Genomic DNA, 20,843 nt, shown 5'->3' with positions numbered 1-20,843 from the left:
GAAGCATGACGGGCGGGCGCACATCGAATGTCCTGAACGATGGATGCGCGCCCGCGCGATAACGGAGGAACGCGCGCGCTGTGCCACGCACGGGGCGCGCGCGGCTTGCCGCTTCGGGGCGAGAGCCTTTGCGGCGAGCGCAGGAGACTGCGCAGGAGACTGAATTGACACCCATGACGACCGCGGCACACGCAGCCGACCACTCGGGCGAATCGAGCACGCGTCTGAAGCGCGAACTGCGACTCGCACAGGCGAAGAAGCGCACGATGGCGCTCTTGCTGATCGCGCCGCTGGCGATCTTTCTGCTGCTGATTTTCGTCGTGCCGATCGCGGCGCTGCTCACGCGCGCCGTGCAGAATCCCGAGGTGGCGACCGCGCTGCCGCATACCGTTGCCGCGCTGGGCGGCTGGGACCGCAAGAGCGCGCCGCCCGATGCGGCCTATGCGGCGCTCGCGCAGGATCTCGTCGCGGTGCAGGACGGCGACGCCATGGGCGCGCTCGCACGCCGCCTGAATGTGGAGATCGCGGGCTATCGCTCGCTCGTGGCGAAGACGGCGCGCGCGATGCCGTTCGCCGATGGCGACGGTCATCCGCTCAAGCTCACGCCCGCGCAAACGCGCGCCAAAATCGTCGAGCTCGACGACCGCTGGAACGACGTGACGTACTGGCAGGCCATCGCGAAGAACAGCGGCCACTATTCGCCGTTCTATCTGCTCGCCTCGCTCGACCACAAGCAGGACGCGTTCGGCAGCATCATTTCCGCCGACCCCGATCAGCAGATTTATCTCGCCGTGTTCGGCCGCACCTTCGTGATCAGCGTATTCGTCACATTGTTCGCGCTTGCGCTCGGCTATCCGCTTGCGTACTGGATCTCGACGCTGCCAGAGCGCCGCGCCAATCTCGTGATGATCCTCGTGCTGATTCCGTTCTGGACTTCGATTCTCGTGCGCGTGGCCGCATGGATCGTGATTCTGCAAAGCGAAGGCCTGGTCAACAAGGCGCTGATCGGCACCGGCATTATTTCCACGCCGCTCACGCTGCTGTTCAATCGCGTGGGCGTCTATATCTCGATGACGCACATCCTGCTGCCGTTCATGGTGCTGCCGCTCTACAGCGTGATGAAGTCGATTCCGCCCACCTACCAGCGCGCCGCCGTCTCGCTCGGCAGCCATCCGTTCGCGGCCTTCTGGCGCGTGTATGTGCCGCAGACATACCCGGGTATCGGCGCGGGCGTGCTGCTCGTCTTCATTCTCTCGATTGGCTACTACATCACGCCCGCGCTGCTGGGCGGTCCCGCCGACCAGATGGTGAGCTACTACGTGGCGTACTTCACGAACGTGTCGATCAACTGGGGCATGGCGTGCTCGCTCGGAGCGCTGCTGCTCGTGGCGACGACCATGCTGTACTTCGTCTACGGGCGCTTCACGCGCACGCAACTGAGCCTCGGCTAACGGAGGCACTGCACATGAAATTCGCCAAACCGCTGTTTGCGCCCCATACCTCCGGCATCGAACGCATCTGGTACTTCACGCTGCGCGGGCTCGCCGTGCTCACGCTGCTCTATCTGATCCTGCCCGTGCTCGCGATCGTGCCGCTTTCATTTTCGTCGAGCACGTTTCTCGTCTATCCGATTCCGGGCTGGTCGCTGCGCTGGTATCAGAACCTCGTGATGTCCGACGAATGGCGCATGGCCGCGAAGAACAGCTTCATCGTCGGGCCGGCGGCGACGCTCGTGGCGACGGTGCTGGGCACGCTGGCGGCAATCGGCATCACGAAGGCCGACTTCCGCGGCAAGGCCGTGCTCATGGCGGTGCTCATCTCGCCGATGATCGTGCCCGTGGTGGTGGTGGGCGTGGGCATGTATCTGTTCTTCGCGCCGCTCGGGCTCGCCAATACCTATCTGGGCCTGATTCTCGCGCACGCGTCGCTGGGCGTGCCCTTCGTGGTGACCACGGTATCGGCCACGCTGCAGGGCTTCAACTACAACCTCGTGCGCGCGAGCCTGTCGCTCGGCGCGAATCCGGTTTCGACGTTCTTTCGCATCACGCTGCCCGTGATTGCGCCAGGCGTGATCTCGGGCGCGCTGTTCGCGTTCGCGACATCGTTCGACGAGGTGGTGGTGACGCTGTTCCTCGCGGGCGCCGATCAGACGACGCTGCCGCGCCAGATGTTCACGGGCATCCGCGAGAACATCAGCCCGACGATCGCTGCGCTCGCAACGATCCTGATCGTGTTCTCGACCAGCTTGCTGCTGGCGCTCGAATGGCTGCGCGGCAGGAATGCGGCGCGCGCGGTGAAGGCCTGAAGGCCTGAATGTTGTCACGCGGCGAGCAAGGCGGGCTGACGCCGCGTCACCCACTGCGTGGCCTGATCGTAGGCATGCCCCAATTGCAGCACGGATAGATCGGCTTGCGGCTTGCCGATCACTTGCAGGCCCATCGGCAGCCCCTGCGCGTTGAAGCCCGCCGGCACGCACATCACGGGCAGACCCGCGAGCGTGCCGCCGATCACCACTTCCATCCAGCGGTGATACGTGTCCATCGTGCGGCCCGCGACCGACTTCGGCCAATGCGCCTTCGCATCGAACGGGAAGATCTGCGCGCTCGGCAGCACGAGATAGTCATAGCGCTCGAACAGCGCGAGCAGCGCGTTGTACCACTGCGTGCGCGCGACCGTTGCGTTCCATACGTCCTCGCCTGAGAGCTTCAACCCGCCTTCCACTTCCCATTGCGCCTCGGGCTTGAGTAGCGCGCGCTTCGCGGGGTCGCGATAGAGCGCGCCCAGCGAGCCCGCCACCGAGAAGTGGCGCAGTGTGCGCCAGCAGTCCCAGAGCTTCTCCATCGAATAATCGGGGCGCGCGGCATCGACCTTGCAGCCGATTGCTTCGAAGTCCTTGAGAGCGTTCTCGCAGAGTGCGAGCACGCCGTCTTCCATCGCCAGATAGCCGTCGTAGTTGCCGAGCCAGCCGATGCGCGTGCCGCTGAAATCGCGCGCGAGCGGACCTGCGAACTGTGCCGGATCTTCGGCAATCGAGAGCGGCGCACGCGCGTCGTAGCCCGCCTGGGTGGCCAGCAGCATGGCCAGGTCGGGAACGCTGCGGCCCATCGGCCCGGCGCAGCCGAGCTGGTTGTAGAACGCGTCGACGGCGGGGACCGAGGGCACGCGCCCTTGCGAGGGCCGCAAGCCGAAGACGTTGTTCCAGCCCGCCGGATTGCGCAGCGACCCCATCATGTCACTGCCGTCCGCCACCGGCAGCATGCGCAGCGCGAGCGCCACGGCCGTGCCGCCGCTGCTGCCGCCCGCGCTGCGCGTGGGGTCGTAAGCGTTGAGCGTGGTGCCGAACACCGGGTTGTAGGTGTGCGAGCCCAGCCCGAACTCCGGCGAATTGGTCTTGCCGATGAAGATGGCGCCTTGCGCGCGCACGCGCGCGGCCACGAGGGCATCGGCCTTCGGCACTTCGTCGCGGAAGATCGGCGAGCATTGCGTGGAGCGGATGCCCGCCGTCGCGGTGAGGTCCTTGGGTGCTTGCGGAATGCCGTGCAGCCAGCCGAGATAGTCGCCGCGCGCGAGCTGGGCGTCGCGTTCGTCGGCTTCGGCCAATAGCACCGAGCGCTCGCGTAGCGACACGATGGCGTTGGCCGGCGTGTTCACGCGCTCGATATGGTCGAGGAACGCGTTCATCACTTCGCGGCAGGAGATCTTGCGAAGGCGGATCCATTGCGAGAGTTCGAGCGCGTTGGCAGCGACGATTTCGCCGTGCGTGAGCGCTTGCGCACTGTTTTGCGCAGCTTGGGCGGGGGAATGCGATGCCTGATTCATGCGTGACTCTCGTGGGCCGATGGTTGCGGATGGAGCAAACGGAGTTTCATTGTCGCGCAGCACGCGTACAAGCAAAAGGAAACGGACAGTTGCCGCATGAATCAACGGTTGCCACGTTGCGGGGCTTCCTCGTGCGCGGCTTCCTCGGGCAGCGCCGCGCCGCCCAGCGCTTGATAGAGCGCCGCTGTGTCCGTGAGCCGCGTGGCCTGCGCACGTGTGCGGTCGAGCGCGCTTTGCAGCACCTGACGTTGCGCGTCGATCAGATCGAACTCGCTCACGCCGCCCGCGGTGTAGCGATCGTGTGCGATTGCCGCGCTCGCTTGCGCTTCGCGCGCGGCGTCGTCGCGGGTCTGCAATTCCAGCGCGTCGTCCTGCAATGCATGCAACGTGTCGGCGACCTGCTGGAGCGCTTGGAGCACCGTCTGCTTGTAGTCCGCGAATGCCGCTTCATAAGCGGCCTGGGCCGCGCGCCGCTTCGCGCGCAACTCGCCGCCATGAAAGATCGGCTGCGTGAGGCCGAGCCCCACGTTCCAGATGTTTAGCCCGGTGATCACGTCCTCGATGCGCGTGCGCTCCGAGCCCACGCCCGCCGAAATCGAAATCTGCGGAAAGAGATTGGCCGTCGCCACGCCGACGTTCGCGCTCGCCTGATGCAGCAGCGCTTCAGCGGCGCGAATGTCGGGGCGCTCGCGCGCGAGCGTGGAAGGCAGCGTGAGCGCAAGCGTATCGGGCAGCGGCAGCGTGTCGAGCGTGAGCGCATCGAGTTGCGGCGCGAAAGCCGAACTCGATGGCTCCTCGCCGAGCAGGATCGCGAGCTGATGATCGGTCTGGGCGAGCTGTGTGGTGAGCGGCGCCAGCGTGGCGCGCGTTTGCGCGAGCAGCGTGCGCTGGCTGTGCACGTCGAGCCGGGCGACGCCGCCCGCCGCGAGCCGCGCTTCCATGATCGACAACTGCTGCGCCTGCGCGCCGATCAGGCGTTGCGTGAGGCCGATCTCGTCGCGCAGCGCGGCACGGCGCATTGCCGTCGCGACGACATTGCCCGCCACGGTGAGTCGCGCCGCTTCAAGTTCGTATTCCTGATAATCGACTTGCGCGAGCGTGGCTTCGAGCGCGCGCCGGTTGGCGCCGAATAGATCGAACACATACGAGACGCTGACCGAGGCATCGTAAAGCGTGAACGGCGGCGGATTCTGCATCTGGGTGATGCCGAAGGCGGCGAGGTCGAGCTTCTGGCGCGTGCCCGAGAGCTTCAGGTCGACGGAAGGGAATAGCGCCGCACCCGCCTGCGCGTTGTAGTTTTCGCGCGCCTCGACAAGTTTCGCGCGCGCGGAATCGAGTGTCGGGCTGGCGCGCAGTGCTTCATCCACGAGACTATCGAGCGCCGGGTTGCCGAACTGCTTCCACCATGCGCGCGGCGCATGCGCGGTCGACGCGAAGGCCTGCATGGCGCCGCCCGGCCCGGGCGCGCTGACCGTGGCGGCGGGCAGCGGCGCGCGCGTGTAGCCGGGCGCCTGCGGCGCGGCCGGTGAATGGAAGTCCGGGCCGACGGTGCAACCCGCGAGCGCTGTGATTATCAACAGCGTCATCAGCAATGCAGGCAATGCAGGCAACGCAGACAATGCCGGCAAGGCGGCAGATGCGATGGGCACAAACGGCAGCGCGTGGCGTTTCATGATCGCGGCCCTAATCCAGCGTGCGCCGGTAGAAGCGCACCGCGATTGCCATCACGACCGCCGCGAACACGGCGAGCGGCCACACGGAAATCCACAGGTCGGCCCAGCCGTTGCCCTTGAGCAGGATGCCGCGCACGAGCCGGTTGAAGTAGGTGAGCGGCAGCAGCTCGCCGATCCACTGCGCCCAGCGCGGCATGCCCGCGAACGGAAACATGAAGCCCGAGAGCAGCAGGTTCGGCAGGAAGTAGAACACGGCGAGCTGCATGGCCTGCAACTGGTTCTGCGCGAGCGAGGAGAGCGTGATGCCCACGGTGAGATTCGCGGCGATGAACAGCAGCGCGGAAAGATAGAGCGCCACGAGGCTTCCCTCGAACGGCACGTCGAACACGAAGCGCGCGGCGAGCACGATGATCGTCGCCTGCACGAGGCCGATTGCCACGTAGGGCACGATCTTGCCGGTCATGACTTCGATCGGCAGCACGGGCATGGCGAGCAGGTTTTCCATCGTGCCCCGCTCGCGTTCGCGCGTGATGGCGAGACCGGTCATCATCACCATCGTCAGCGTGAGGATCACGCCCATGAGGCCGGGCACGACGTTGTACTGTGTGACGCCTTCGGGGTTGTAGAGGCGGTGGACCTGCACGTCGAAGGCGGCGGGCGCGCCGTTCAGATGCGCGAGCGGCCCGGTCAGGTCTTTCGCGGCCACGGGCGCGATGAGGCCCGGCAGCGCCGCGAGCGCCGTGGTGATGGCGGTAGGATCCGTCGCGTCCGCTTCGACCAGCAGCGAGGGGCGCTCGCCGCGCAACAGGCGCCGCGAAAAGTCGACGGGAATGCTCAGCACGAACTGCACGCTGCCGCGCGCGAGCGCATGCCGTGCCGAGGCTTCGTCGGGCAGTGTCTCGATCACGTCGAAGTAGGCCGAATTCTTCATGCCCGCTACGAAGCTGCGCGAAAACGGACTGTCCTCGCCCACGACGATGGCCGTGGGCAGGTGCTTGGGATCGGTGTTGATCGCGTAGCCGAACAGCGTGAGCTGGATGATCGGCAAGCCGACGATCATCGCGAACGTCACGCGGTCGCGCTTGAGTTGCAGGAACTCCTTGAGCACGATGCTCCACCAGCGCGACACGGAGAATGCGAGGTTCAGTTTCAACATCAGGCCGCGCCTCCGTAGTTGTCGCGCGTGTGGCCCATCAGGTAGATGAATACATCTTCCAGGCCTGTCTCGATACGTTGCGCACGCAACGATGTGCCGGAGGTCGCGCGTTCGACGGCCGCCGCGAGCGCTGCATGATCGCGGCCGCTCGCGTGCAGCACGGAACCGAACACCACCGTTTGATCGACGCCCGGCATGGCGCGCAATTGCGTCGAGAGCGCGGTGAGCTGCTCGCCGTGAATCGCCCAGGTTTCGAGGTCTTGCGAAGCGATCACCTCGGCGGCGCTGCCCTGCGCGAGCAGCTTGCCGTAAGCGATATACGCGAGCTTGTGGCAGCGCTCGGCCTCGTCCATGTAATGCGTGCTCACGAGCACGGAGATGCCGCGCGCGGCGAGCCGGTGCAGCTCTTCCCAGAAGTCGCGCCGCGCGTTGGGATCGACGCCGGCCGTGGGCTCGTCGAGCAGCAGCAGTTGCGGCTCGTGCAGCATGCAGGCAGCGAGCGCGAGACGCTGCTTCCAGCCGCCCGAGAGCGCGCCCGTGAGCTGGTTCGCGCGGCTCGCGAGGCCGAGCGATTCGAGCGCGCGATCGACGCACTCGCGCCGTCGCGGCATGCGGTAGATGCGCGCGACGAAGTCGAGATTTTCGCGGATGGTGAGATCGTCCCAGTACGAGAAGCGTTGCGTCATGTAGCCCACGCTGCGCTTGATCTGCGCGCTCTCGCGCACGATGTCGTAGCCGAGGCAGGTGCCCGAGCCCGAATCGGGCGTGAGCAGGCCGCACATGAGGCGGATCGACGTGGTCTTGCCACTGCCGTTGGGCCCGAGAAAGCCGAAGATTTCGCCGCGCGCGACGCGCAGCGAGACGTCGTTGACCACGTGCTTGTCGCCGAAATGCTTGTTGAGATTGCGCACGTCGATGGCGTAGCGCGGCCCGTCGTGCGCGTCGTGCGCGTTGTTTGGGTCATGCGGCGAGGGGCCGCCGTTGGCCTTGCCCTTGCCCGTGCCGGCGCCCGATGCGCTCATTGCAGCCGCACCTCCACCGGCTGGCCCGGATGGAGCTTCCCGGCGTCCTGAACGGCGGGGCGCGCCTCGATCATGAACACGAGCTTCGCGCGCTGCTCGTTGCTGTAGATGACGGGCGGCGTGTACTCGGCGGCGTTGGAGACCCAGGTGACGGTGGCGGGCACGTCCGCGGCGCAGCCGTCGCAATGCACGAGAATCTTGCGTCCCGGCGCGAGCGAGCCCACTACCGTCTCGGGCACGAAAAAGCGCAGCTTGACGTTCTGCGGCGGCAGCATCTGCACAACCGGGTTGCCGGCCTGCACCCATTCGCCCACGCGATACAACGTGTCGTAGACGAGCCCCGCATTCGGCGCGGCCACGCGCTTCTGATCGAGCTTCCACTGTGCCTGGGCGAGCGTGGCCTGCGCCGCCGCGACATCGGCGGCCTGTGCCGCGATCTGCGCCCCTCGCCCGGGCAGGTTCGCCACGCGCACCTGATTCTGCAACTCGCGCACCTGCGCAGCGCTCGATGCGGCTTGGGCGCGCGAGTCGTCGAGCTGCGCCTGCGAGATGCCGCCCGCGCGCAACTGCGCCTCGTCGCGCGCGAGCTGGAGCGCCGCCTTGCGCGCGGTGGCCTGGGCCTGCGCGAGCTGCGCTTCGGTCACGCGCACCTCGGGCGGGCGCTTGCCGGTTTGCAGGTCGTCGAGCTGCGCCTGCGCGGCGGCGAGACGGTGCTGGGCTTCATCGCGCGCGGCGGTTTCGTCGACGGCTTCGAGCGCGAACACGGGGGCCGAGGCGGCGACCGTCTGGCCGCGCTGCACGTCGAGCCTGGCGAGCGTGCCCGGTTGCGACGACGCGAGATAGACGTACTCGCCTTCGACGTAGCCTTGCCAGACGGGCGGTTCGTGGCGCGAGCACGCGCCGAGCGCGGCCAGGCCAGCGAGGGCGATGAGGGTGATGAGGGCGACGAATGCGTTCCGGAGCGCGGCTCCGATCGAACGCGTTGCGGCGCGCACCGGCAAGGCGTTGCGGCGTGAAGGGCCGCGAGCCTGGCGCGAGGCGCATGCGCGGATGCCGGGCTCGCTTCGGCCGCTCACGACGCGCTCCTGGGAGCGGGATGTTTGTGCGTCCGCGCGGGCGCCGCGCTCGCGCCGGGCGCATCGCCGGGCATGGGCGCCGGCACTTGCATGGCGCCCGCGAGCAGCGCGGTGACATGGCGGCGCAGCGCGTCGCGCTCGACCTTCGGCAGGCCGCGCGTGCTCTGCCATAGCCGGGAGGTCGCGAGCGGCAGCATGACGAGCGCGAGGATCGACATGAAAAGCAGCGGCGCTTCCAGCGCGGGGTTCACCGCACCCTCGCGCTGTGCGGCAGCGATATGGACAACGAATCGCTGCAATTGCTCGATGGGCAGGCGCTTGAGCATGCGCTCGCGCAGCAGGCCGCCTTCATTGACGATTTCGCGCAGCCAGAGCGGCGGCAGCCACGGCAGGCGCTCGGTGACTTCGAAGAGCCTTGCGACGAGCTCCTGCACGAGCGTGTGCGGGTCGGCTGCGGCCTCGCTGTCCGCGCTGTCCCACACATAGGCGATGGAGCGCGCGATGCGCTCTTCGACGACGGCGTCGAGCAATTTTTCACGGTTGGTGAAGTAGTAGTGGACCATGGCCGAGGTGACGCCCGCTGCGGCGGCGATCTGCGCCATGGTGGTGGCGGCGATGCCCTGCTCGGCGAAGAGCTGGGTCGCGCAGGCCAGCAGCCGCTCGCGCATATCGAGGTCGGCATTGGCGGGGCGGCGCCCGCGAGGCTTGCCGGCCCCGGTCGCGATGGGGGAGAGAGGCGATGCGGTGGTGGCGCGGCGCGCATTCATTGATCCAGTCTAATTCACGCGTTAGTTAGGTTCAAACTTGTACGGCAGGGGTTAACCCTTCTCAATTGGCTGGCTTTGTTTCAGACCTTTCCTATACACAAAGGTGGGGTGGTCGTTCAGGCTGTCATATTCCCGCCGAAAGGCGCATCCGATACCGCCCCTAAAAATGGAACAAAAAATGAAGCGCGTCGTGGTTATCGACGATCACCCCATCGTTCTCAAGATGCTCGCCAACGTTCTGAATACCGAATATGAACTGGTGGGCGAATGCAGCGACGGGGAAGAGGGCCTGCGCATCGCGCATGAATTGCAGCCCGATCTCGTCATTCTCGATCTCGAATTGCCGAAGCTGGACGGGCTGTCGGTCATTCGCGGCGTCCGCGCGAGGCAGTCCGCCACGCGCGTCCTCGTGCTCTCAGCGAAGCCCGAGCAGGTCATGGCAAATCACACCCGCATCGCGGGCGCGAATGGCTACGTGAGCAAGAGCCGCGGCGTGGAAGAACTGTGCAGCGTGGTGAAGGCGGTGCTGCTCGGTTACGACTGCTTTCCGGCAGGCAGTTGCGGTGGCGGCCGCGACGTGGCGCTCAACGGGCTCTCGCCGCGCGAGGTGGAAGTGCTGCAATATCTCGCGCGCGGCATGAGCAACAAGGGCGTGGCGGCGCGGCTCGGCCTTTCCGACAAGACGGTCAGCACCTACAAGACGCGCGTGCTCGACAAGCTCGGTGTGTCGTCGCTGGCGGCGCTCATCGAGTTCGCCACCTTGAACAAGCTCATCGACTGAAGCCGGGGCGAAAAAAGCCCTGATTCGGACATCGAATCAATTGGATGAAAATGCAGCGAGGCCGGTCTCCCATCGGGGGAGTCCGGCCTCGGCAGGCTGCCGCGAGGGGCGGCAGCGCGGTTTCCCGTCGATCAATAACGCGGCGGGGGCGGCGGACGACGCTCGTCGTAACGCATCTCGTGATGTTCTTCGTGCCATCCCGGAGGGCCTGCATCGCGCGGATGATCACGCATCCACTCTTCGCGTTCCCAGTAGCGGTGGCCGTCCCAGTAACGGTTTTCGTGCCAGCCGATCGACAATTCCACGCCCACCGGGACCATGTGCGCCTGGCCATACTGCGGCGCCGAGCCGGCGTGCGGCCCGTATGGCGAAGATTGCGCGAAGGCGCTCGAGGCACCCATCAGCGCACCGCTTGCGACCAGCGCAGCAGCAAGAGCGCGTGCGGGGATCTTCCAGTTCTTCGTATTCATAGGCATTGCTCCTCTTCGAGTTTGTCGTGACGCACAACACATTGCGTTGTACTCGACCATGCAGCAAAGCTTATCGAGGGCAAGACGATCAATACGTGAGCACTTGTAATCTTTAATTTCGAGCCAATCGCTGCACAAAAAATGCGCACCTGACAGTCGAGCCTTGATGCGTAACGGATTACTGCCGGTTTCTAAAGATTGGTTGCGAAATTCAAAGGACCGGGGTGTCAAGAGCCGTAACATAAGTTGGCCGGCGGACGCTCGAATCCACCGGCCGCAATGGGCTATTCTTTCATTTTTATATCGTTATTAATTTAAATAGCCTTCACTTCGGGTGCTTTGCAGCATCGGGTTGCGTGTTCATATCAATCGCGCTTTGCGAGCCCACTTGTGCGCGCAGTTCGTACTTCTGGATCTTGCCCGTGGCCGTGCGCGGCAATTCGCCGAACTTCACGACGCGCGGCACCTTGTAGTTCGCAAGGAAGAGCCGGCAATGCGCGATGATCTCCTCGATCGTTGCGCTCGCACCTTCACGCAGCTCGACGAATGCGCATGGCACTTCGCCCCATTTCGCGTCGGGCATCGCCACGACCGCCGCGAGTGCGACCGCGGGATGGCGATACAGCGTGTCTTCCACCTCGATGCTCGAAATGTTCTCGCCGCCCGAGATGATGATGTCCTTGCTGCGGTCGGTGATACGCACATAGCCATCGGGCGTCATCACGCCGAGATCGCCGGTATGGAACCAGCCGCCGCGAAACGCTTCTTCCGTTGCGCGCTCGTTCTTCAGATAACCCTTCATGCAGATGTTGCCGCGGAACATGATTTCGCCGAGCGTTTCGCCGTCGTCCGGCACGGGCGCCATCGTCTCGGGATTGCGCACGCTGATGCCGCTTTGCAGGTGATAGCGCACGCCCTGGCGCGCGGCGAGGCGCGCCTGTTCGTCCTCGGGCAGCGTCTTCCAGCTCTCCTGAACCGCGCACACCGAAGCTGGACCGTAGACTTCGGTGAGCCCGTAGACATGCGTGAGCTCGATACCGATCGTCTTCATCTTCGCGATCACCGCCGGCGCGGGCGGCGCGCCCGCCACCATCGTGCGCACCGTGTGCGCGATGCCCGCGCGATATTCGGCAGGCGCATCGGCCAGCGCGCCCTGCACGATGGGCGCGCCGCAATAGTGCGTGACGCCTTCGCTGCGGATCAACTCGAACACGAGCTTCGCGTCGAATTTGCGCAGGCACACGTTCACGCCCGCGCGCGCCGCCACGGTCCACGCGAAGCACCAGCCGTTGCAATGAAACAGCGGCAGCGTCCACAGATACACCGCGTGCTTGGGCATATCCCATTCGAGGATATTGCTCACCGCGTTCAGATGCGCGCCGCGATGGTGATAGACGACGCCCTTCGGGTCGCCGGTGGTGCCCGAAGTGTAGTTCAGCGCGATCGCGTCCCACTCGTTCGCGGGCGGCTGCCAGGCGAACTCGGGGTCGCCCTGTTCGAGAAAGGCCTCGTAGTCGATGCCGCGCGGGAAATGCTCCGGGTCGGCGGGCGCGACGTCGGCCACGGTGATGATCTTCAACTCCGGAAATTCGAGCGCCGCGCGTTGCGCGAGCGCGCCGAATTCGGTGTCGACGATGAGCACCTTCGCCTCGCCGTGACGCAGCATGAACAGCATGGTCGCGACGTCGAGCCGCGTGTTGAGCGTATTGAGCACGGCGCCCGCCATCGGCACGCCGAAGTGCGCCTCGACCATGGCCGGGATGTTGGGGAGCAGCACCGCGACGGTGTCGCCGTGCGCGATACCCGCGCGCTCGAGTGCGCTCGCGAGGCGCCGCGTGCGCGCGTAGGTCTCGCGCCAGTTGCGTCGCACCTTGCCGTAGACCATGGCGGGACGCTCGCCATAGACTTCGGCGGCGCGCGCAATGAAGTCGATGGGCGTGAGCGGGACGTAATTGGCCTCGCGTTGTGCGAGCCCTTCTTCGTACGGATGCGACATGATGCTGTCTCCTGAGGCGATCCATGCAGGGCCCGAAGGACGGGCCGCTTGCCGGTTTGTCGGTATGATTCGCGCTACCGTAGCAGGACGATGCGCGGGAGTCTGTCGCCGGCGCGACAGAGCGTCCGCTCTCTGCGACGCCCACTTCAAGGTAAGCGCGATGACGCAGCCCATTATGCCCCCCGATGAAAGCCGCCCCTGCCCGGGCCGGATCGACGCGCGCGACGCGGCACGGCTCGCGGCGCTCTTCGAGCGCTGCGTCTGGTTTCGCGCGCTCGCGCCCGAGCACCGCGCATGGGTGCTCGAAACCGCTCATGCGCAGTCCTGGCAGGCGGGCGCGACCGTGGCCGCGCGCGAGGCGCCGTCCGCACATTGGCTGGGCGTGAGCAGCGGGCTCGTGAAGCTGGCGATCTTCAACGCGTCGGGGCGCGGCTGCACCTTCTCGGGCGTGCCGCACGGCGGCTGGTTCGGCGAGGGCAGCGTGATCAAGCGCGAGCCGCGCAAGTACGACGTGATCGCGTTGCAGCCTTCGCTTGTGATGGCTGTGCCGGCCGATACATTTCATCGGCTCATGGACAGCAGCCTGCCGTTCAACCGCTTCGTGATTCATCAGTTGAACAACCGCATGGGCGAGTTCATCGCGCTGATCCAGAACAGCCGGCTGCTCGACGTCGATGCACGCGTGGCCCAGGCGCTCGCGCAGATGTTCAATCCCGATCTGTATCCGGAGACGGGCAACGCGCTGGAGATCTCGCAGGAGGAGATCGGCATGCTTGCGGGCGCGTCGCGGCAGCGCGTGAATCAGGCGTTGCAGATGCTCGAGCGCGAAGGGCTCGTCACGCTCTCGTATAACCGCGTGGATGTGGTGGATCTCGGCGCGTTGCGCGCCTTCGGGCGCGATCAGATTTGAGCGGCTGCGCGTCTCGCGCAGAAGTCCTCACCAATCTTCCGCGCTCAGCAAATATCTTTCCCTCCGGGGCCCATTTTTACGCGCGGGCGCGCTGCGTAGACTTTGCCGTATCGACTCGCGGGCCGCTCCTGAAAGACGGCCATGCAGCGAGTCTGCTCAGACCCTCGGAGAATACGGTGAAGAACGCAATATTACGCACGGCACTTGTTTCGATGATCGCGATCGCGCCGGCGATCTCGTTCGCGCAGTCCAGCCACGATGGCCCGGTGACGCGCGCGCAAGTGCTGCAAGAATTGATCGATCTGGAATCGGTGGGCTATCACCCCGCGATGGCCGACGAAGTGAACTATCCCGAGAACGTGCAGGCCGCGATGCGCCGCCTCGAGGCCAAGCGCGCCAACGAGGCCCGGATGGCGCAGCAGCAGGATCTCGCGCAATCGGGCTATGGTGCACAGCCCGCGCAGACGGGCGAGGCCGGCGGCCCTGCGCCGGTGGGCAGCGGCGAACCGGCGGCTTATTTGCATCATTAAGAATCCTGTGGTTTCGCAGCGGTTCGCGACCTGTGCTCAGGCGTCCGGCGGAACGCCGAGCAGTTGCAGCGTGCCTTGCATGACGCCTGAGAAAACGGGACCCGCAACCGTGCCGCCATAAAACGAGCCGCCTGCGGGATCGTCGATCATCACCGCGACGACCACGCGCGGCGCGCTCATCGGCGCCATGCCGACGAACAGCGCGCGGTAGCGATTCTTCGCGTAGCCCGAACCGATCTGCTTGCGCGCGGTGCCGGTCTTGCCGCCGATCCGGTAGCCCTCGACGTTGGCCGCGCGGCCGGTGCCGCCTTCGCTCGTCGCCATTTCCAGCATCTTGCGCATGGACGCCGCCGTGGCGGGCGTCGTTACGGCGCGCGGCGCGGTCCCCGCGGTAGCGGAGCCCGGCGTGCCGCTCAGCAGCTTCGCGGGGTACATCGTGCCGTCGCCGGCAAAGGCGGTGTAGACCTGCGCGATCTGCAGGAGCGAGGCCGAGAGGCCATAGCCGTAAGCCATGGTGGCCTGCTCGATCGGACGCCAGCGCGCCCAGGGCCGCACGCGGCCCGCAGCGGCGCCGGGGAAGGTCACTTCGGGCCGCATGCCGAGACCATAGTCCTGATACTTGCTCCAGATCGTTTGTGCGGGCAGGTTCAGCGCCATCTTGGCGAGCGCGATGTTGCTCGACATCTGGATAGCTTGCGCCACGGTGATACGGCCGTGGTTCGAGGTGTCGTGGATCACGGCCGGGCCGATGCGATAGGTGCCCGGCGAGGTGTCGATGATCGTGTTGGCGCTGACCTTGCGCAAGTCCATCGAGAGCGCCGCGACGAGCGGCTTGATGGTCGAGCCCGGCTCGAAAGTGTCGATCACGGCGCGGTTGCGCAACTGGCGCCCCGTGAGGCGCGCGCGGTTGTTGGGGTCGAACGACGGCCAGTTGGCGAGCGCGAGAATCTCGCCGTTCTGTGCGTCGAGCACCACGACGCTGCCGGCTTCCGCATGGTGTTTGGCGACGGCCGCCTTTAGCTGCGTATAGGCGAGCTGCTGGACGCGGCGGTCGACGGTGAGCTGCACCGTGTCGCCGTTTTTCGGCAGCACGCGCTCGCTCGGCTCCAAAACCACGCGGCCGAGCCGGTCGCGGATCACCTCGCGCTGGCCGGGCGTGCCGTGCAGGCGCGTGTTGGCCGCGAGCTCGACGCCTTCCTGGCCTTTGTCCTCGACGTCGGTGAAACCCACCACGTGCGCCGCCGATTCGCCTTCGGGGTAGAAGCGCTTGGAGTCGGCGATCAGCGTGATGCCGCCGGTGGCCATTTCGTCGATATGAGAGGCCGTTTCGGCGTCGACCTGGCGCTTGAGCAGCACGAACGAGCGTTCGGGCGGCAGGCGCCGGCGCAGCTCCGCGAGCGGCATGTCGAGCTGCTTGGCGAGCGGCGCGTACGCGGCTTCGTCGAGCACCTTGGGATTGGCCCAGATCTCGAAGGTTTCGAGGCTCACGGCGAGCAGCGCGCCGTTGCGGTCGACGATGCGCCCGCGCATGGCGTCGAGCTGGAGCGTGCGCTGATAGCGCTTTTGCCCTTGCTTGACGTAGAAGCCGTGGTTGACGACCTGGACCCAGAGCGCGCGGCCCGCGAGCGCGGCGAAGGCCGCGAACATGACGAACACGATGAACTTCGAGCGCCACGCGGGCAGCTTCGGCGACAGCATCGGATGGCGGGTCGCGGTGGCGTGCGGGTCGCGCGGCGTTTTCCTGGAGCGGATCATCGGGGCGGGGCGGGGGATTTAGCGATGCAATATTGTAAACATAGAGTAAGTGAATTGAAATTTTTGAAGGCGTGGGCGGGCATGCGGGTCATCAAATGATGCATTAGCCGTGAACCACCGCCCACGCGCGGCTCACGGCACACCAAAACCCCTCTTCCTCAAACCTCCGCTGGCAGCCTGAAGCTCGCGATCGACTCGCGCAGTCCCGTCACCTGGTCCTTGAGCGAATGCGCTGCCGCCGCGGCTTGCTCGACGAGCGCCGCGTTCTGCTGGGTCACCTGATCCATTTCGCCCACTGCTCGGTTCACCTGCTCGATGCCCGCGCTCTGCTCGCGCGAAGCATGGCTGATCTCTTCGAGAATCTCGTGCACGCGCCGCACCGACTGCACGATCTCGTTCATCGTCGAGCCCGCGCTGGTCACGAGATGCTGCCCTTCGGTCACCGTGCCCGTCGATTTTTCGATCAGCGCCTTGATCTCCTTGGCCGCCGCCGCCGAGCGTTGCGCGAGGCTGCGCACTTCCGCCGCGACCACCGCGAAACCGCGCCCCTGCTCGCCCGCGCGCGCGGCTTCCACCGCCGCGTTGAGCGCGAGGATGTTCGTCTGGAACGCGATGCCGTCGATCACGCCGATGATGTCGCCGATTTGCTGCGAACTCGTCGTGATGTCGCCCATCGTGCGCACCACGTCGCCCACCACCGCGTTGCCGCGCGTGGCGACTTCGGCGGCCTGGCTCGCGAGCGTGGCCGCGTGCTGCGCGCTATCCGCGTTCTGGCGCACGTTGGCGGTCATCTGGTCCATGCTCGAAGCGGTTTGCACGAGCGCGGCCGCCTGCTCCTCGGTGCGCTGCGAAAGATCGGTGTTGCCCGCGGCAATTTCGTTGGCGCCCACGTTGATGTTCTCCGCGCCGCTGCGTACCCGCGAGACCGTTTTCACGAGCGCGCCCTGCATGGTTGCGAGCGCACGCATCAGGCTTTTCGCGTTGGCGCCTTGCGCCTCCACGTGCGAGGTGAGGTCGCCGTGGGCAATGCGGTTGGCCGTCTCCACCGCGACTTCGAGTTCGCCGCCGATGCTGCTGCGCACGCTGCGCACCACGAGCACCATCACGACCGTGGCGGTGCCGCCGAGCACGAAGGTCACGAGGAGCCAGCGCATGAGGTTCGCATAGAACGCCGTGCGCACGTCGTCCATATACATGCCCGTCACGATCACCCAGTCCCACGGCGCGAAGCGGTAGGCGTAGCTCAGTTTCGGCACGGGCTCGGTCTGGCCGGGCTTGGACCACAGATAGTCGACGAAGCCGCCGCCTGGCTGGCTCGCCGTCTGCGAAAGCTCGATGAAGAGGTGCTTGCCCGACGGGTCGGTGAAGTCGGCGAACGCCTTGCCGTTCATCTCGGGTTTGATGGGGTGCATCAGCATCACCGACTGCGAGTTGTTGATGCTCAGGTAGCCGTCCGTTCCGTAGCGGACGGCGGCGAGCGCGGCGAGCGCCTGCTTTTGCGCGTCGGCCTCGGTGAGGACGTTCTGTTGCGAAAGCGCGTAGTAGTGCTTCGCGATACTGGTGGCTTCCTGCACGAGCGTGATGAGCTGCGCGCGCCGTTCGCGGATCATGTCGTCGCGGCTTTGCCACGCGCCGAAGGCTACGATCAGAAGCAGGCCGATCCAGAGGATCGCGATCATTGAGCGGAGTTTCTGGTTGAGGGTCATCTTCTGCATGGTCGGTCGAGGGCTTTTCCTTGGGGCGGCGAACGGAAACTTCGCCAGCTTGTGATTACGGCGCGCTCAAGCATGCGCGCGAGCCAGGACGAACCCTGTGAGCCAGGCGTCCGCGCAAAAATGCGCCGAAAAAGGCCGTTTAAAGCCACAAATTTCACTGTAATTCCATGATTTGCCACTTCCTTCTGTGATTGAAGGCGGATACGAATCATTTCGGTTATAGTCGCGACTTCGACCCCTGCCGCCGCCGTAGACCATCGGCGACGCAGCACCTTCCGCGGCCCAGAACCCGGTTTCCCAACGAAGCGACGCGCGCGGCGCAGCCACGGCTGCAGACGTGACGACGTCCAATGGAGCGACACAATGAACGCACGCGAACCCGCCATGTTTTCCGCTGCGGCTCCCACGTCCCGCAGCGCACGGCTGCGTCAGATGCTGGTGAGCAACGAACTCGAATTCCTGATGGAAGCGCACAATGGTTTATCTGCGCGTATTGCCCGCGAGGCAGGTTTCAAGGCGATCTGGGGCTCGGGTCTGTCGATCTCCGCGCAGTTCGGCGTGCGCGACAACAACGAGGCAAGCTGGACCCAGGTGGTCGACAACCTCGAATTCATGGCCGACGCGAGCGATCTGCCCATCCTGCTCGACGGCGACACCGGCTACGGCAACTTCAACAACGTGCGCCGTCTCGTGCGCAAGCTCGAGCAGCGCGGCATCGCGGGCGTGTGCATCGAGGACAAGCAGTTCCCGAAGACCAATAGCTTCATCAAGGGCGAAGCGCAGCCGCTAGCCGACATCGACGAATTCTGCGGCAAGATCAAGGCCGGCAAGGACTCGCAGGACGACGAGAATTTTTCGATCGTCGCGCGCGTGGAGGCGCTGATCGCGGGCTGGGGCATGGACGAGGCGCTCAAGCGCGCCGAGGCCTACCGTCTTGCGGGCGCGGACGCCATCCTCATCCACAGCAAGCTCTCGAAACCCGACGAGATTCTCACGTTCGCGCGCGAATGGGCGGGCCGGGGTCCGCTCGTGATCGTGCCCACCAAGTACTACAGCACGCCCACCGACGTGTTTCGCAAGGCCGGCATCAGCGTGGTGATCTGGGCGAACCATCTCGTGCGCGCTTCGGCTTCGGCCATGCAGGCTGTCGCGAAGACGATTCACGACACGCAGACGCTCGTGGATGTGGAAGACCGCATCGCGCCCGTCAACGAGATTTTCCGTCTTCAGGACGCCGATGAATATTCGGAGGCGGAAAACCGCTACCTGTCGACTTCGCGCACGGCGGGCTCGGCGATCGTGCTGGCGGCGAGCCGCGGCTCGGGCCTCGATGCGTTCACCGAAGACAAGCCCAAGGTCATGCTGCCCGTGGCGGGCAAGCCGCTCTTGCGTTGGCTCGTCGACGCGTTCAAGAAGCAGTCGGTCAACGACATCACGGTGGTGGGCGGCTATCGCGCCGACGCCATCGACACCGCGGGCATCAAGCTCGTGCGCAACGAGCGCTACGGCGAAACCAACGAACTGGCCTCGCTCGCCTGCGCCATCGACACGCTCAAGAACGACACCGTGATTTCTTATGGCGACCTGCTGTTTCGCAGCTACATCCTGCGCGATCTGGTGGAGAGCGAAGCGGCGTTTAGCGTGGTGATTGATTCTTCACCGGAGTCGGAAAGCAGCAGCACGCGCGATTTTGCGTGGTGCTCGTCGGGCGACGACCGTGGCCTGTTCGGCAACAAGGTGCTGCTCACGCGCATCGCGAGCGAGCCGGCAGCGAACGGCGAGGCGCCGCACGGCCGCTGGATCGGCCTCATGAACGTGCGTGGCGCGGGCCGCGAAAAGCTCGCGAACACGCTCGCGCAACTGCAGACGCGCGCGGACTTCGACACGCTCGATATGCCCGCGCTTCTCAATGCGCTGATCGCGGACGGCGAGAAGGTCGAGGTGCAATACGTGCATGGCCACTGGCGCGGCGTGAATGATCTCGAAGACTTCCGCCGCGCGGGTGATTTCGCGCAGGGGGTCTTTACGTCTGGCGTCGCCGCGCAAACCCAGGCCAAGGCCGCGGAGGGCAAGGCATGATCGACGCCGCACAGTTCGTCGAGGCGGCGCGTTCGCGCGGCTTCGAATGGTATGCGGGCGTGCCGTGCTCGTTCCTCACGCCGTTCATCAACTATGTGTTGCAGGACGAGTCGCTGCATTACGTATCGGCGGCGAACGAAGGCGACGCCGTCGCGCTCATCGCGGGCGTAGCGCTCGCGGGCAAGCGCGGCATTTCGATGATGCAGAACTCCGGGCTCGGCAATGCCGTGAGCCCGCTGACTTCGCTCACGTGGACCTTCCGCCTGCCGCAGCTGCTGATCGTGACGTGGCGCGGCCAGCCGGGTGTCTCCGATGAGCCGCAGCACGCGCTGATGGGCCCCGTCACGCCGCAGATGCTCGAGACGATGGAGATTCCGTGGGAGCTGTTTCCCACCGAAGCCGAGGCCATCGGCCCGGCGCTCGATCGCGCGCTCAAGCATATGGACGACACGGGCCGCCCCTACGCGCTCGTGATGCAGAAGGGCAGCGTGGCGCCGTTCGAGCTGAAGGGCAGCGGCGCGATGCCCGAGAAGCACGCGCTGCCCATTGCCCAGGCGCAGTGGGCGGGACGGACTCCTGATCAATTGCCGACGCGCCAGCAGGCGCTGGAACGCGTGATCGCGGCCACGCCCGAGCAATCGACGGTCGTGGTGGCCTCCACGGGATTTTGCGGCCGCGAGCTCTACGCGCTCGACGACCGCGCCAACCAGCTCTACATGGTGGGCTCGATGGGCTGCGTCACGCCGTTCGCGCTCGGCCTGGCTCTCGCGCGCCCGGACCTGAACGTGGTGGCGCTCGATGGTGACGGCGCGGCGCTCATGCGCATGGGCGCTTTTGCGACGCTTGGCGCTTATGGTCCGTCGAACCTCACGCACGTGCTGCTCGACAATGGCGCGCACGACTCGACGGGCGGCCAGGCGACCGTTTCGGCGCAGGTGTCGTTCGCGAGCGTGGCCGCTGCCTGCGGTTACGCGGATGCGGTGGAAAGCGACGACCTCGCGGCGCTCGACGCCGTGCTTGCGGCCGTGCGGGAAGGCGCGCGAGGTGCAAGGGGCGCAAGCAGCGCAAGCGGCACGACAGGCGCCTCGGGCGCT

General features: G+C 65.9%; 16 protein-coding genes and 1 pseudogene. 7 read left to right on the top strand and 10 right to left on the bottom strand.

Annotation, left to right across the window (positions count from 1 at the left end):
* The first annotated feature begins 173 nt into the window (after positions 1–173).
* Positions 174–1,451 (top strand): ABC transporter permease, encoded by a 1,278-nt coding sequence (locus tag L5014_RS23015; RefSeq protein ID WP_238466099.1) that lies wholly within the window; start codon positions 174–176, stop codon positions 1,449–1,451.
* A gap of 14 nt (positions 1,452–1,465) precedes the next feature.
* Positions 1,466–2,305, top strand: coding sequence for an ABC transporter permease (locus L5014_RS23010; protein ID WP_238466050.1), 840 nt, complete (start codon positions 1,466–1,468; stop codon positions 2,303–2,305).
* A 14-nt stretch (positions 2,306–2,319) separates the two neighbouring features.
* Here L5014_RS23010 and L5014_RS23005 read toward each other — a convergent pair whose 3' ends face one another.
* From L5014_RS23005 to L5014_RS22980, 6 genes are all read right to left on the bottom strand, one after another.
* A complete protein-coding gene (locus tag L5014_RS23005) occupies positions 2,320–3,819 on the bottom strand; it encodes an amidase (RefSeq protein WP_238466049.1) in 1,500 nt (499 codons plus the stop codon).
* Between the two features lie 101 nt (positions 3,820–3,920).
* On the bottom strand, positions 3,921–5,405 hold the full coding sequence (locus L5014_RS23000) for an efflux transporter outer membrane subunit (RefSeq protein WP_238466048.1): 1,485 nt from the start codon (positions 5,403–5,405) through the stop codon (positions 3,921–3,923).
* A gap of 97 nt (positions 5,406–5,502) precedes the next feature.
* Positions 5,503–6,648, bottom strand: a complete 1,146-nt coding sequence (locus tag L5014_RS22995) for an ABC transporter permease (protein WP_238466047.1) — start codon at positions 6,646–6,648, stop codon at positions 5,503–5,505.
* On the bottom strand, positions 6,648–7,670 hold the full coding sequence (locus tag L5014_RS22990; protein WP_238466046.1) for an ABC transporter ATP-binding protein: 1,023 nt from the start codon (positions 7,668–7,670) through the stop codon (positions 6,648–6,650). The genes L5014_RS22995 and L5014_RS22990 overlap by 1 nt, the downstream gene beginning before the upstream one ends.
* The gene (locus L5014_RS22985) at positions 7,667–8,599 is read right to left on the bottom strand and encodes an HlyD family secretion protein (RefSeq protein WP_238466098.1); all 933 of its coding nucleotides are present in this window, start codon (positions 8,597–8,599) and stop codon (positions 7,667–7,669) included. Before L5014_RS22985 ends, L5014_RS22990 begins: the two co-directional genes overlap by 4 nt.
* A gap of 143 nt (positions 8,600–8,742) precedes the next feature.
* Entirely contained in the window at positions 8,743–9,513 is a 771-nt protein-coding gene (locus L5014_RS22980; RefSeq protein WP_238466045.1) for a TetR/AcrR family transcriptional regulator, read from the bottom strand.
* 178 nt (positions 9,514–9,691) lie between these two features.
* Between L5014_RS22980 and L5014_RS22975 the strand changes: the two genes are divergently transcribed.
* Positions 9,692–10,294 (top strand): response regulator transcription factor, encoded by a 603-nt coding sequence (locus L5014_RS22975; RefSeq protein WP_238466044.1) that lies wholly within the window; start codon positions 9,692–9,694, stop codon positions 10,292–10,294.
* A 131-nt stretch (positions 10,295–10,425) separates the two neighbouring features.
* On the opposite strand, the gene L5014_RS22970 is transcribed toward L5014_RS22975, so the two are convergent.
* Positions 10,426–10,764, bottom strand: coding sequence for a hypothetical protein (locus L5014_RS22970; RefSeq protein WP_238466043.1), 339 nt, complete (start codon positions 10,762–10,764; stop codon positions 10,426–10,428).
* A 325-nt stretch (positions 10,765–11,089) separates the two neighbouring features.
* Positions 11,090–12,760, bottom strand: coding sequence for an acyl-CoA synthetase (locus L5014_RS22965; RefSeq protein ID WP_238466042.1), 1,671 nt, complete (start codon positions 12,758–12,760; stop codon positions 11,090–11,092).
* Positions 12,761–12,920: 160 nt separating this feature from the next.
* Here L5014_RS22965 and L5014_RS22960 point away from each other — a divergent pair, with 160 nt between their 5' ends.
* Both L5014_RS22960 and L5014_RS22955 read left to right on the top strand, forming a co-directional pair.
* A complete protein-coding gene (locus L5014_RS22960) occupies positions 12,921–13,670 on the top strand; it encodes a Crp/Fnr family transcriptional regulator (RefSeq protein ID WP_420800119.1) in 750 nt (249 codons plus the stop codon).
* 176 nt (positions 13,671–13,846) lie between these two features.
* Positions 13,847–14,200, top strand: coding sequence for a DUF4148 domain-containing protein (locus L5014_RS22955; protein ID WP_238466041.1), 354 nt, complete (start codon positions 13,847–13,849; stop codon positions 14,198–14,200).
* A 36-nt stretch (positions 14,201–14,236) separates the two neighbouring features.
* On the opposite strand, the gene L5014_RS22950 is transcribed toward L5014_RS22955, so the two are convergent.
* Positions 14,237–15,955 (bottom strand): peptidoglycan D,D-transpeptidase FtsI family protein, encoded by a 1,719-nt coding sequence (locus tag L5014_RS22950; RefSeq protein ID WP_238466040.1) that lies wholly within the window; start codon positions 15,953–15,955, stop codon positions 14,237–14,239.
* Positions 15,956–16,113: 158 nt separating this feature from the next.
* Complete coding sequence (locus tag L5014_RS22945) at positions 16,114–17,661, bottom strand: methyl-accepting chemotaxis protein (RefSeq protein WP_238466096.1); 1,548 nt, start codon at positions 17,659–17,661, stop codon at positions 16,114–16,116.
* Between the two features lie 372 nt (positions 17,662–18,033).
* On the opposite strand from L5014_RS22945, the gene aepX reads away from it, so the two are divergent.
* The gene (gene aepX / locus L5014_RS22940; protein ID WP_238466039.1) at positions 18,034–19,749 is read left to right on the top strand and encodes a phosphoenolpyruvate mutase; all 1,716 of its coding nucleotides are present in this window, start codon (positions 18,034–18,036) and stop codon (positions 19,747–19,749) included.
* Positions 19,746–20,780, top strand: a pseudogene (gene aepY, locus L5014_RS22935) (phosphonopyruvate decarboxylase); the annotation flags it as partial. The gene aepX and the pseudogene aepY, both read left to right, overlap by 4 nt.
* Positions 20,781–20,843: the final 63 nt, after the last annotated feature.

The sequence above is a fragment of the Paraburkholderia tagetis genome (assembly GCF_022213065.1).
Classification (GTDB): Bacteria; Pseudomonadota; Gammaproteobacteria; order Burkholderiales; family Burkholderiaceae; genus Paraburkholderia; species Paraburkholderia tagetis.
Note: the sequence above shows the minus strand (reverse complement) of the source record. Positions and strands in the feature narration are given on the sequence as shown.